Source organism: Desulfomonilaceae bacterium (genome assembly GCA_041662605.1).
Classification (GTDB): domain Bacteria; phylum Desulfobacterota; class Desulfomonilia; order Desulfomonilales; family Desulfomonilaceae; genus CAJBEZ01.
Genome location: JBAZSD010000011.1, coordinates 114,939 through 127,904, shown reverse-complemented (window position 1 = coordinate 127,904; position 12,966 = coordinate 114,939). Strand labels below are relative to the sequence as shown.

The following is a 12,966-nucleotide window of genomic DNA, read 5'->3' as shown; positions in this document are numbered from 1 at the left end:
AAACCAGGTTGAAGGCGAATTGGCATTTTCTTTGTCCTCCCTGCTTGATATACTTTCCCTATAGCACAGACTGAACAAGCCGCGAAGACTGTGGACTGAAAAATCAATCAATTTTTAGAGACGCCCTAATAGTGATTTTGTCCGTAACCGTCGGATATCACTTTCTGTCTTTAGTTTACGAAACCCACGAAAAAGCCCTTTAATTTTAAACCCAACTATGAAACAAACAGCCAATAGTGTAAGGGATAAACCAAGATAAATGAAAAAATCGCTATCCATAGATTTCAGAACATAAGCCTTTTGCGAATTTCAAAGGAACATGGAATATCATGTCGATCAACGAGAATTTCCTCTTGTAGGCGGCGGTCTCCGTTGGAATGGTTTTGGAGCCGGAGGGGGTCCACAGCGTTTTTTTAGCTCCAATTCGACGGCTTTGAGTGAGTCTTCAGTTTCTCTAAGGTTAGCCTTTTCTTCCACCGTCAATTCAGATAGTAGACTCTTTTGCCTACGTTCCAATGAGTGAAATTTACGTGATAATTGAATATATTTTTTCTTCAGTTCGTCGCAGTTAACATCAGCAAATTTGGTGTCCTGAGATTTTACAGAGCTTATACCAGGCCCCGAAACACTCGCTGAGGACGGGCAGTTCAAGAGTTCGGCTTCACCCACTCGAACCTGTTTAAGAGTCTCATCGATCTGATTGTTGAGTACGGTTATAAGTTGAAAATCCTTGTCCCTGTGGGCGTTCTGAAGGGCCGTAGCGTATTCTTTAAGTCTCAGGGTATTCAGTTCAAGCGTTTTGACGACTTCAGCGCACCGATCCTCAGCTCCCCAACTGGATGTATAAGCCCCGAGCATAAGAACTGAAAGGCAGCTACAAATTAATATCCACAAAACGCTTTTGACACTCGTGTTGGTACAATTTCCGGTCGGCTTTTTCATCAGTGTGGCTGGCTTTGTCTCGACAGACATAAATGCTATTTGTTCTAAACATTAATGTTAGTTATTATAACCTATTAAAGTTGAATCGTCAAAAATATAAAGCGATGAGCAAAACCCCTTTTCTCTGTACAGAATGTGACAGCAGTCGACAGATTGAGGATGAAGCGCTATTTGATTCTTGTAGATAGTGGCCCTTAGGACTCGCGATACCGGATGATTTCTGAAAAGTTTCTTTAAGATCTTCACATTTTGTTGATCCGTGAGACGGGCCCCATAGGCGGCGCCTTCTTATACAACTCCATTAATCCCACTTCAACCTTCAGAAATTGCTTCTCTTTAGCATACGCCCGCAGTGGAGCGTCAAGACCTTCCTCAGCTCCAACAATTATTGCAAATGGAGGCTTTCTTTCGAACATCTCTGTTACTCTGTTTGAGGAGGCGCCTCGAAAAGTGTTCAGTTCTTGTGTGGACAGCAGGTCTCCTACCCGGTAAAGGAAAGGTCCAGTGGCAAATTGGACATAAATCGGTAATCTGGATTCAATCGCATATAGTGGGGAGAGAGTAGCGACAAGATCGCCCTGCCCCATAGGTCCCAACAATTTCCGAATATCTTCAGATGTCTTGTGAACCCTGATCCCTGTCCACCGATTGAAATCTACAAAATCTGGGAGTCGTTCATAGAGATTTGTCGCTCCGGAAATGATGGTCACAAGCATTACTAGATAAAAAACTAAGCCATCCTTCCCCGAACATTCTATCCTCGGGATCCGATGAATCAGCGCCACTGCGAGGATCACCATGAAAGGAAACGGCGCCGCAAAAAAGTAAATAAACGTCGGTAGCGGAACTAACGCCACTGCAAATCCAAGCAAAGAGAGGACTGCGGTCAGGACTACAACCTCATCATTGGCTAACTCCTTCATTCCCGCGCGTCTGTTGGCAAATATGACCCGAAAAAAAGAATAAAAAATCAAGAATGCAAAAGCCAGGTTCGCGGGATAATAAAAGAAAATTCTGAATAATTCCTGGATTCTGTAACCAAAATTATTCTCAAGATCGAAACCTTTCCACTGCGAATTGATTAGGTGGTATCCCAAATTGTCAAAAATAAATGCGTCAGGAGAGTTAACCAGATAATGAATTACAGGAACGAACCCCAGAAACATCCCTGCAAACATGGGAGCCACCAGTTGGTTCAAACGCCTCCGAAAGGGCCATGTCTTTGGAAAAACGAATGCAAACAAAATAAAGCCCAACAGGAAAGGACCGTAGTAAAGCTTGGCGCCCGTTGCCAAGGCTAAAGCAAGACCAACAAAGAACATTCTCAAGCGTTTGAAACGACCGTCACTTAGCGCTCCCATGAACAGGAAGAAAGCAAGGAGAGACAAGGCAATTGGCATCATATAATTAGACGACTCGCCTGAAGTAGCTACAAGGAACGGGGAAAAACTGAAGACTGCCACGCCTGCGGATGAAACGGTGACGTCCCTGCTAACGCGGTAACAGGCTAACCAGACCAGTATGACTGAAACCACACTAAACAAAAAAGTGCACAATCGTCCTGTAAACAACAGTCGTTCCACGCCAGCGATTGAGAAAATGTAACTGTAAAGCAATGGCAAATACGGCATCTGCAGAAAGGCGAAATCACGGTAAAGAGTCTGTGACTGGGCAAGATAGCCAGCGGTTATATACATGTGTTCGTTATGATCAAGCGGATAGGACATGGCGTTTATGAATAAGTAAGTGATTGAGCAACCTAAAAACGCCACAAATGACGGGCATATCAGCGATTTTATGGGGGGACCATTAGTGTGGTTGAGCATGATCGTCAAACTCTTGAGATCAGCATGATTCAAGGGGAAACAACAGTAGGAGGCATATTCGCTTGCGTGAATTCCAAAGATAAAACGAAATTAAGAGGCTACATCTCTGTGGATGTAACCTCTTGTGTTGGTGCTCGGAGCGAGAGTCGAACTCGCACACCCTTGCGGGCGGTGGATTTTGAGTCCACTGCGTCTACCAATTCCGCCATCCGAGCTAGAGATGATTTTTGGTGACGGCAATATACCCGGATAGAAAGAGATAATCAAATATAAAAGTATTTGTGAAGGTGTGTAACCAATAAATCAATTACTAAAAATTAATACATAAATTAATTTGTATGTATTATTAATAATTACTTAGTTTAGTTGCCTGAAATATAGTAATCATATTATTAGCCGACATTTCAGGGACATTAATTTATTATTTTGATATAGATGAGATTATTGATATAATTATCCGCAATAAGAAGGAATATCGACATGGATAATAAACAATATGTTATTGACGACTTCAGCATCCGTGAGAGCTGGCGTATTTTCAGGATTATCTCCGAGTTTGTCGATGGATTCGAGACACTTTCCGAAATATATCCGGCTGTGTCGGTTTTCGGATCAGCGTCTATCCGCGAAAACGATCCTGTTTATGAACTGGGCAGGACAACAGGTCGCCTCCTGGCTGAAAACGGATTCGCTGTGATAACGGGTGGCGGTCCCGGAGCCATGGAAGCCGCCAACAGGGGCGCTATGGAAGCTGGGGGTAAATCAATAGGCCTGAATATTCAGCTTCCGAGAGAACAGTCATCTAACCCATATACCAACGTCCATCTCAATTTCAGATATTTCTTTGTACGCAAGGTGATGTTTGTGAAATACGCCATGGCTTACGTCATACTGCCAGGCGGTTTTGGGACGATGGATGAGCTGTTTGAGTCTTTGACACTGATTCAGACCCATCGAATTAAACCTTTCCCTGTTATCATGCTGGGAAAGGACTATTGGAAGGACCTGGTGTCGTGGATTAAGAAAACCATGCTTGGGAAAAATCGCATGATATGCCCGGATGACCTCGACCTGTTTCAGATAACCGACGATCCTGAAGCCGCTGTGGCGGCTATCAAACGGATAGTCATAATGTAAGTTCACAACAATCATCGGCAATGCTGACAAAGAGGAGCGTTCTTGGATTTTCAGGCGGCAGTCATAAACTTTCATAGATTCATTGAAACTGAAAAGGCTCAATCCAAAGAAACCTTGCGCGCTTACATGTCGGATGTCGAAGATTTCAGACTCTATCTTGAAAGATCGGGAAATATCTCACTACTTCGAGACGTCGAGGAAATACTTCCAGCCCATGTCCGAGGCTTCATCGCCAGTCGTTTTACAAAACTCAAAAAGACGTCCATCGGTCGAAAACTGGCGGGTTTGAAGACTTTTTTCAGATTTCTGGCCAGAGAGGGAGTTGTAAAAACCAATCCTGCAGTTTCATTACGTGCTCCAAAGCAGGACAAACCGCTTCCTCGAGCGTTAAGCGTGGATGATCTGGACAGGTTTTTCTCAAGGAATGAGACCGCCCTGAGCCGAGATATTGCGCTCTTTGAGCTTATGTATTCAGCCGGTTTGAGAATTAGCGAACTCACTTCATTACAGATCCAGGACATAGACCTGGATAATGGGTGGGCGCGAGTTATTGGAAAAGGTTCCAAGGAGAGATACTGCCCGGTTGGGGAAAAAGCTGTCCAAGCCGTAAGAACATATCTACCGGCGAGAGAAATAATTCTGAACGCTCATCCTCGCAGCCCAGGAAATAAGGCTCTTTTCCTTAACAACAGAGGTGGAGCGCTTTCCGCCAGACACGTCAGACGCATCATGAAGGCGTTTCTGGACTCCGCCAATCTAGGTAGAGACGCCTCGCCTCACGCGTTGAGGCACTCGTTCGCGACTCATTTGCTCCTGGGCGGCGCGGACCTGCGGTCCATCCAGGAGATGCTCGGCCACTCCAGTCTCTCTACTACTCAGCGTTATACCAAGGTTGACCTCGGCAAACTTATGGAAGTTTACGACAAAGCTCACCCAAGAAGTGGATTAAGGGGTTCTAAGGTTTGACTTTCCGTGGCAAGATAGAATCAGTTGATCCGAAAATCTGAACAAGGATAATTCCAAAATGAAAATAGTCACGCGGTCGACTACGGTGCTTTGCGTCCGGCGCGGGGAAAAGGTCGTAATGGCGGGAGATGGACAGGTTTCTTTAGGTGAGACGGTAGTGAAGAGTTCAGCACGGAAAGTCAGGTCAATAGGCAAACAGAAGAGCGCACTGGCCGGGTTCGCAGGATCCACGGCGGACGCTTTGACGCTGCTCGAAAAGTTCGAACAGACCCTCGAGAAATATTCGAACAATCTGGCCAGATCCGCCGTAGAATTGGCCAAAGACTGGCGAACCGACCGGGCCTTGAGGCGTCTTGAAGCTTTGCTGATCGTAGCGGACAAAGAACAGACACTGTTGCTTTCAGGCAACGGAGATGTGGTAGAGCCTGATGATGGGGTAATAGCGATAGGATCCGGGGGAAACTACGCGTTGGCGGCCGCGCGGGCCCTTATGCGCCATACGGATATGGAATTGATAGATGTAGCGAAAGCCGCAATGTTGATCGCCGCCGAAATATGTGTTTTTACCAATGAAAATTTGATAATTGAATCGATTTGAGGTTTTCTCTGTATACTCATCAAAGAGCGTCACTACTCTCTATAAATAAGGATGGAGCGATTTCAGGAAATGGAAACACTCACGCCAAGACAGATAGTCCAGGAACTTGACAAGTACATCATAGGTCAAGACAACGCCAAACGCATGGTAGCCATAGCCCTCAGAAACAGGTGGCGCAGGCGACAGGTTCCTGAGGACCTTCGAGACGAAATAGCGCCGAAAAACATCATCATGATAGGGCCAACCGGCGTAGGCAAGACTGAAATAGCCCGTAGACTCGCCAAGCTGGCAGAGTCACCATTCCTGAAGGTTGAAGCTTCGAAGTTTACAGAAGTCGGCTATGTGGGACGGGATGTTGAATCTATGATACGCGACCTTATGGAGATTGGTATCAACATGGTCAAGATTGACGAATATGAAGCCCTGCGTCCAAAGGCTGAGGAGCAAGCTGAAGAGAGGCTTCTCGACATATTCCTGCCGGCCAGACAGCCTCGAAAATTGAGGCGAGCGCCTGCAGGAGCGTTAACGAGAGACGATGAGGAGGAGGTAGACGTTACCCAGAGGACTCGTGAAAAGTTCCGAAAGCTACTGAAAAACGGCAAGCTTGACGACCGAGAAGTCGAAATTGAAACCCAGAACAGTTCTCTGCCTGTGGTTGAGATCTTCTCGCCTGGGGGAATGGAAGAAATGGACATCAATATCAAGGACATGATGTCAAATTTCTTCCCCGGAAAAACGAAACGTAGGCGGGTCAAGGTTCCCGACGCTCTCAGGTCTTTAATTCAAGAGGAACTTAGCAAACTTCTGGATAACGAAAAAGTGGTCAAGACAGCCAAAGAAAGAGTCGAACAGACAGGGATAGTTTTTGTGGATGAGTTGGACAAAATAGCAGGGTCTCACTCCTCATCTCATGGCCCCGATGTTTCCAGAGAGGGAGTTCAACGTGACCTCCTACCAATAATCGAGGGTAGTAATGTAAACACAAAGCATGGCGTAATTAAAACCGACCATATACTCTTTATTGCGGCCGGAGCGTTTCACGTGTCCAAGCCTTCGGACCTCATCCCGGAAATCCAGGGACGTTTTCCCTTAAGAGCCGAGCTATCTCCCCTCACAAAGGAAGACTTCGTTCGCATTCTCACAGAACCTAAGAACGCTCTGGTCAAGCAGTACGAGGAACTCCTGAAAACTGAGAGCGTTACACTGGAGTTTAAGCGAGAATCCATTGAAGAAATAGCAGCCCTTGCCGAGGAGGTTAACGAACGGGCCGAAAACATAGGGGCAAGAAGGCTTCACACAATCATGGAAAAACTGCTTGAAGAAATATCATTCGAAGCCCCCGAGCTTGATGGAGCCACAATCCCAATAACGCGTGAAATGGTCCAGGACCGACTCAAGGACATAGTCAAGAGTGACGATCTAAGTCGTTACATTCTATGATTGGGGGCAGGCGGACAGATAGGAGTTCGTCATCCGGTCAAATTTTGAATTAATATTTTCGTGATCCGTTCCTGGTTTCAAGTCTGCCGGCACGTTAATTGCATTTTTCCAGCCCGAGGAATCTACATTTGCCACTAGAAAGAGAACCTCACTTGTCTACAAGGAGGTGTCCAATGGAAAACGACCAGCTACTCCAGTCGATTCTCAACAGCATTTCCGAAGGTGTAATGACTTTGGACAAAGACTGGAGGATCGTTTCGTGGAACCGCGCCGCCGAACAGATCACGGGTTACTTCAAGGAGGAGGTGATAGGTACAGAGTGCGCGCGGATTTTTAGAAGCCCTCTGTGTATTGAGAACTGTCCGGTGGATCGCGCTCTATCCTGTGGACATCCATACCAGAATGTTGAGGTGGTAATCCGAAACAAGCGCAAGGAGGTTGTCCACCTGCTGGTAAACGCCAGTCCACTCTACTCAATGGACGGCAAGATAATCGGAGGTATAGAGACCTTCAGGGATGTGTCAACAAGCTACTGGATGCAGGAGGAACTTCAGAGTCATTACGGTTACAATAACATAGTCGGGAAGAGCGAGAGTATGTACAAGGTCTATGAAGCCCTTGACTCGCTGATGAACACCGACACGACTGTACTTATCCAGGGAGAATCCGGAACCGGTAAAGAGTTGATAGCTCGTGCGCTGCACTATTGTGGACCACGTAAAGATAAATCTTTTGTGGCCATAAATTGTTCAGCTCTGCCGGAGGGTGTTCTCGAAACTGAACTGTTCGGCCATGTCAAAGGGGCCTTTACCGGGGCTATCAGAAGCCATGTGGGCAAATTTGAACTGGCCAATGGCGGCACGCTGTTCTTGGATGAGATAGGCGAAATAAGCCAGGCAATTCAGGTGAAACTGCTGAGAGTTCTTGAAGAAAGAGAAATCCAAAGAGTAGGAGATAATCGAAGCATTAAAATTGATATCAGACTAATTACCGCTACCAACAAGGATCTATACAAAAAAGTGATGGCAAACACATTCAGAGACGATCTCTACTATCGACTGAGCGTCTTTCCCTTACATCTGCCGCCTCTTAGAGATCGTATAGAAGATATTCCTTTTCTGGTGAGCCATTTCATCACAAAATTCAACAAACAAATGGGAAAAAGCATGCAAGGCATCGCCGACGGTGTGTTGGAAATTCTGGAGGCTTATCCCTGGCCAGGCAACGTGAGAGAACTTGCGAACGCTATAGAGTACTCATTTGTGCATTCCAAGACTTCTTTCATACATCCAGCGGATCTACCAGCAAGACTGCTTAACCAATCCATGAAGGCTCCCGAGAAATCCGGTAAGACATCCCTGAACCTGAATGCCGTGGAGAGACAACTAATTATCAAAGCTTTGGAAGCGGCTGAATGGAAAAAGAGCCTTGCGGCCTCCCAACTTGGTATGAGTCGAGCCACTCTGTGGAGAAAAATGGAAAAATATGGGATTGGTCAGTGAGACAACGTCTCACAAATGAAACGTCACTAAATTATTTGGGATACTAGACTGTTAGCTCCTTACCAGATTTCAGTGTAACAAACATGAAACATAGTCTTAAACAAAGTTCCTCTGTCCAAAAGTAAATTGCACGACTGGAAATTCACTCCGCATTTTTTCCCTTTAACCAACTTCCTAGTAAATACAGATCGATACAAACCCCGCAATCTTATTTGAAACAGAAGTAGCTACTTGGCACACCATTTGCTAGATAAGGGCAAGTCAGGAATCAGGTGTCCTGAGTCGACTGCCAGCCACATAGTTCCTTGTGGAACCGGAGTCGGCAGCCCCAAAAGGAGGTCAGTGTCATGGCGAAAAAAATTCTAGTAATAGACGACGAGCCGGACGTTCTGGTTTTTCTCGGAACTCTACTAAGGAAAAACGGCTATGAAGTCTGTGAAGCTGAAGACGGGGTACAGGGACTCAAAATGGTTATCGACGAGAAACCCGACCTGGTATGCCTCGACCTGCTAATGCCCGAAAAGACGGGAATAAAAATGTATCGAGAGATGCGGAAAGACGACAAACTCAAAGAGGTGCCGGTAATAATGGTGACGGGTTTTTCTACTTCACCCATCGGATACATGGATTTCAAAAAATTCATACACCACCGGTCCATTCCAGCCCCTGAGGGATATATAGAAAAACCGGTAAACAGAGATGAATTTCTCAAGGCCGTCAAGGAAGTCCTGGGTGAGTGACATTCGGACCTTAATCTCCGCACTCGTTCGTATAGTGATCCAGAGGAAAGCGGAGGTCCAAATTGAGCAAGATTCGCGAAAACTGGACCAACCTCAGTAGAGGCTTGGGATTTAGAATCGCATTTAGTGTCGGGCTGATCCTTCTGGCGTCCTATGTAGTGTTTGTTTACCTGATCGTGGATGTCCAGCGACGTTTCTATCTCGATCAAATTGTGCGTGAAGCCGCCAGGTTCAGCTCTGCAGTCATGAGTTCGACTTACAGCAACATGCTTCACGGCGACCCGGAGTCTACCAAGTCGTTCCTAAAAGATATTGGAAAGCAAAAGGAAGTCTCCGACGTCAGAATTTATAGCCATAACGGTCTGATAAAGTTTTCCAACAATCCTCAGGATGTTGGCCAATCTGTCGACATGAAATCTGAGGCATGCGTCGCCTGTCACCCGAAGGACAAACCTTTCAGTGACGTGGTGACGGCAAAACGCACCAGAATACATTACCAGGGAAATGACCGCATTTTGGGCATGATAACCCCGATATACAATGAAAAGGGCTGCTACACAGCGCCCTGTCACGTCCACGCCAAAGACAAAAAAGTTCTGGGTGTCCTGGATATGGAAATGAGTCTCAATCGGTTTGATCGTCATGTCCAGTCGTTAGTGACAAAAATTGTGCTACTGGGGCTAGGGACTTTCATAGCGGTGCTCGGAACTATAGGATTGTACATCGTCTACAGGGTCCACAGGCCGGTGAGTAGGCTGCAAACGGCAATACAGAAAGTGACCGCCGGTGACTTCACATATAAGACTCCGGTTGAATCTAAAGATCAACTTGGCGCCCTGGCTGCGTCGTTTAACCTTATGCGGGATCAGATCAGGAGACGCACACAGGAGCTTATTAGAAGCCGGTGGGAGTACAAGAATCTGTTCGAGCAGGTCCCATGCCTCGTATGCGTTATTAACAAGAACTTTGAAATCGTACGTCAAAACTCCCATATGAGTGACCTCTTTAAAGGCACTATCGGGATGCATTGTTATGAGGTTTTTAAGAAACTTCCGGAAAGATGCCCCGATTGCCACGTCGTCCAAACTTTCGAGGACGGCTCCAAATGTATGGAGGAACATTGTGGTCTGGACCGGGCAGGGGAAAAGGCCAATTATGTCAGCTACACTTCCCCTATTCTCGATGAAAATGGCCGAACAATTTACGCAATGCTCATCGCAGTGGACATAAGGGACAGGATCAAACTCGAAGATGAACTAAGAGTCTCCAAAGATTTTCAGACAAACCTGATTGAAAACTCGATTCATGGAATTATAGCCACTGACAAACAGGGCAGGATCGCAATCTTTAATCGCTCCGCTGAAAAGCTCCTTGGTCACCAATCAGTCGAAGTTATTGGCGACCGTGAATTACAACGATATTTTCCAAGAGAGTTCCTGCAAATGATTCTGGACTCACACACCGGCAAACATCTCCAAAACCCACGTTTAGTTGAACGTGAAACGGCGATTCAGTCACGTGAAGGTGAGCCGATCCCGGTCCGATTTTCAGGCGTCATATTGTTTGATCTCGGAAAGCCTGTCGGGTCGGTTGGGTTCTTAGAGGATTTGAGGACATTCAAGAGATTGGAGCGCGAGAAACAGGCTTCCGATAGACTTGCGGTAGTCGGGCAAACGGTCGCAGGTCTGGCCCACGGCATCAAGAACATTATACAAGGCCTCGAAGGCGGAGTCTATGTTGTTGAAACAGCAATTGAGGACAATGATTCAAAGTTAATGGACCGTGGATGGAACATGGTCAAGAACAACATCCACCGAATTGGGGACCTGGTAAAAGACCTGCTGACTTACTCCAAAGAACGGATGCCTGAATATGAAGCTACTGACCCCAATTCCTTAGCTGAAGAGGTCTGCACTCTTTTTGAAATCAAAGCTCAGGAAAAGTCCATAGTCATTGAAAGACAATTCGACCCAAATCTTGGAAAAACTTTTAGGGTGTTCCTTGACCAGAGAGGAATTCACACATGTCTGTCAAATCTTGTCGCCAACGCTATAGACGCCTGCGACGGGGATAAGAAAAAGGTAGCTCACAAAATTGTCGTTAGGACGCATGAAGACGAGGAAGGTGGTTTTATTTTCGAAGTATCGGACAATGGGGCAGGAATGACGGACGAGACCCGGAGAAAGATTTTTTCCAGCTTCTATTCGACAAAAGGAAGCAGGGGCACGGGCCTTGGACTTCTGGTAACCAGCAAAATAGTGGCGGAACATGGTGGGGAGATTTTCTTCGAGAGCGTCCCTGGACAGGGAACCACTTTCACAATCAGGCTACCTCACGGAAATAGCCACAATATGGAAACGGCTTCACATCCAGCGCTTCAGAATGAGCCTCCCAGTAATGGAGAGGTTACGAATTCCAGGGGGCTGTCCTCTATCGAGGAGCCTTGCTGACCGAAATGGAGCTTGGGTTTGTCGAATGATTGAAGGCCGTCCTAAACGTCAAGGAAAGAATCCCTTTACTGGAGGGGCCAATGAGTCAAGAAAGTTATCCTGAAAAAAACACCTGGGACTGGAAAAAAGCATCCAGAGAAATTGTCGATGTCTCGCAGTGGATTGCATCGTTTTCCGAAGTCCAGGAATTTGCAGTCAGCCCTGATGGAGAAAGAATCGCGGCGATTGTAATGACTGATGATGACGCTTTCACTGTCTGTGTTAACGGTGAACTCTGGACTAACCGATTTGAAAAAGCATGGTCATTGAAGTTCAGTCCTGCTGGTGTTCTTTTCTGTATAGGGATGAATGACGATGAGTGGACAGTTATCCAAGAAGACCAACCATGGGAAGAAACGTTTGATTACGTGTGGAATATGAAGTTTAGCGCTGATGGCTCGGGAGTAGCGGTCAACGTCAGAACCTCCGATGGGTACAGCGTCGCTTTGAATGGCAATCCATGGGACAATAAATTTGAGCAGATGAGAAGCGTCGAGGTGAGTCCAGATGGAAAAAGGGCGGCGGGGAACGTTCAACTGGCGTCATTGGCTGAAGGGGACATATTCGGCTTCAAAAAGGGAGTCTGGGGCCTTGCTGTCGATGGAGAACTATGGGAAGCCAATTTTCTCAATGTTTGGGACTGTGTTTTTGACGCAGCGGGAACGAAGGTGGCCGCAGAGGTACGCTTGCTCTCCGGTTCCCAAACTATTGCAGTTGATGGGGCCCCATGGGACCAGGAGTTCAAGGCCGTGTGGCGACCAGCGTTTGTCCCAGGCGCACATGACGTGATCGCGCCCTGTCTGACTAAGGACGGTTGGCGACTTCTTGTTAACGGCAAACCTCTGTGGTCCAAATCATTTAATCAGGTATGGCATACGGTTTTCAGCCCTAACGGCGATAAGGTCGCCGCTGTTGTCTCGCCGGAATTCGGTAGATGGACCATTGGGGTTGAAGGCAATGTATGGAGAAATACCTTCGGTGAAGTCGTTTTGGCTCCAGTATTCAGCCCTGATGGGCGCCGAGTTGCGGCAGTGGCCAAAGACTCAGGGAATTGGAGCGTCATAGTCGACGATGTTCCCTGGAAAGAGACTTTTGACATGATGTGGGATCCGGTTTTTAGCCCTGACGGTCTTCACTTGGCAACTAGGGCTGCTCGAGGAACGGATTATTTCGTGATCGTCGACGGGAAAATTGTCACGCAGGCGTTTGATGACATGAGGGAGCCTGTTTTCAGTCCAGATGGCTCCAAGCTGCTTATTAAACCCATTGATAATGGTCGATATATTCGACGGATAGTTGATTTAAAAGATTTGGTCTGATGGCCAA

Annotated in this window: 10 protein-coding genes and 1 tRNA gene; 8 read left to right on the top strand and 3 right to left on the bottom strand. The window is 46.7% G+C overall.

Translation table 11 applies throughout. The features are described from left to right. Positions 1-336: 336 nt before the first annotated feature. The 3 genes from WC647_10905 to WC647_10895 all read right to left on the bottom strand — a co-directional run bounded on the left by WC647_10905 (position 337) and on the right by WC647_10895 (position 2,983). Positions 337-972, bottom strand: a complete 636-nt coding sequence (locus WC647_10905) for a hypothetical protein (GenBank protein ID MFA6222808.1) — start codon at positions 970-972, stop codon at positions 337-339. Between the two features lie 212 nt (positions 973-1,184). Continuing rightward, entirely contained in the window at positions 1,185-2,768 is a 1,584-nt protein-coding gene (locus tag WC647_10900) for a hypothetical protein (protein ID MFA6222807.1), read from the bottom strand. Positions 2,769-2,896: 128 nt separating this feature from the next. Next, positions 2,897-2,983: transfer RNA gene (locus tag WC647_10895), tRNA-Leu, on the bottom strand. A 265-nt stretch (positions 2,984-3,248) separates the two neighbouring features. On the opposite strand from WC647_10895, the gene WC647_10890 reads away from it, so the two are divergent. The 8 genes from WC647_10890 (at position 3,249) to WC647_10855 (ending at position 12,959) form a co-directional block, all read left to right on the top strand. After that, positions 3,249-3,905 carry a TIGR00730 family Rossman fold protein gene (locus WC647_10890; GenBank protein ID MFA6222806.1) on the top strand — a complete coding sequence of 219 codons (657 nt, stop codon included), beginning with the start codon at positions 3,249-3,251 and terminating at the stop codon, positions 3,903-3,905. Between the two features lie 42 nt (positions 3,906-3,947). After that, on the top strand, positions 3,948-4,871 hold the full coding sequence (locus tag WC647_10885) for a tyrosine-type recombinase/integrase (protein MFA6222805.1): 924 nt from the start codon (positions 3,948-3,950) through the stop codon (positions 4,869-4,871). Between the two features lie 58 nt (positions 4,872-4,929). After that, positions 4,930-5,469 carry an ATP-dependent protease subunit HslV gene (gene hslV / locus WC647_10880; GenBank protein MFA6222804.1) on the top strand — a complete coding sequence of 180 codons (540 nt, stop codon included), beginning with the start codon at positions 4,930-4,932 and terminating at the stop codon, positions 5,467-5,469. A gap of 69 nt (positions 5,470-5,538) precedes the next feature. After that, a complete protein-coding gene (gene hslU / locus WC647_10875) occupies positions 5,539-6,909 on the top strand; it encodes an ATP-dependent protease ATPase subunit HslU (protein MFA6222803.1) in 1,371 nt (456 codons plus the stop codon). Positions 6,910-7,082: 173 nt separating this feature from the next. Beyond that, positions 7,083-8,411 carry a sigma 54-interacting transcriptional regulator gene (locus WC647_10870; protein MFA6222802.1) on the top strand — a complete coding sequence of 443 codons (1,329 nt, stop codon included), beginning with the start codon at positions 7,083-7,085 and terminating at the stop codon, positions 8,409-8,411. Positions 8,412-8,758: 347 nt separating this feature from the next. Then, on the top strand, positions 8,759-9,151 hold the full coding sequence (locus WC647_10865) for a response regulator (GenBank protein MFA6222801.1): 393 nt from the start codon (positions 8,759-8,761) through the stop codon (positions 9,149-9,151). 62 nt (positions 9,152-9,213) lie between these two features. Beyond that, positions 9,214-11,601, top strand: a complete 2,388-nt coding sequence (locus WC647_10860; GenBank protein ID MFA6222800.1) for an ATP-binding protein — start codon at positions 9,214-9,216, stop codon at positions 11,599-11,601. Positions 11,602-11,681: 80 nt separating this feature from the next. Continuing rightward, entirely contained in the window at positions 11,682-12,959 is a 1,278-nt protein-coding gene (locus tag WC647_10855) for a hypothetical protein (GenBank protein ID MFA6222799.1), read from the top strand. The last annotated feature ends 7 nt before the right edge of the window (positions 12,960-12,966 follow it).

Excerpts from the sequence above, each read along its gene's own strand:
- WC647_10905 (MFA6222808.1), bottom strand. The coding sequence starts at position 972 with ATGTCTGTCGAGACAAAGCCAGCCACACTGATGAAAAAGCCGACCGGA.
- WC647_10900 (MFA6222807.1), bottom strand. The coding sequence starts at position 2,768 with ATGCTCAACCACACTAATGGTCCCCCCATAAAATCGCTGATATGCCCG.
- WC647_10890 (MFA6222806.1), top strand. The coding sequence starts at position 3,249 with ATGGATAATAAACAATATGTTATTGACGACTTCAGCATCCGTGAGAGC.
- hslV (MFA6222804.1), top strand. The coding sequence starts at position 4,930 with ATGAAAATAGTCACGCGGTCGACTACGGTGCTTTGCGTCCGGCGCGGG.
- hslU (MFA6222803.1), top strand. The coding sequence starts at position 5,539 with ATGGAAACACTCACGCCAAGACAGATAGTCCAGGAACTTGACAAGTAC.
- WC647_10870 (MFA6222802.1), top strand. The coding sequence starts at position 7,083 with ATGGAAAACGACCAGCTACTCCAGTCGATTCTCAACAGCATTTCCGAA.
- WC647_10865 (MFA6222801.1), top strand. The coding sequence starts at position 8,759 with ATGGCGAAAAAAATTCTAGTAATAGACGACGAGCCGGACGTTCTGGTT.
- WC647_10855 (MFA6222799.1), top strand. The coding sequence starts at position 11,682 with ATGAGTCAAGAAAGTTATCCTGAAAAAAACACCTGGGACTGGAAAAAA.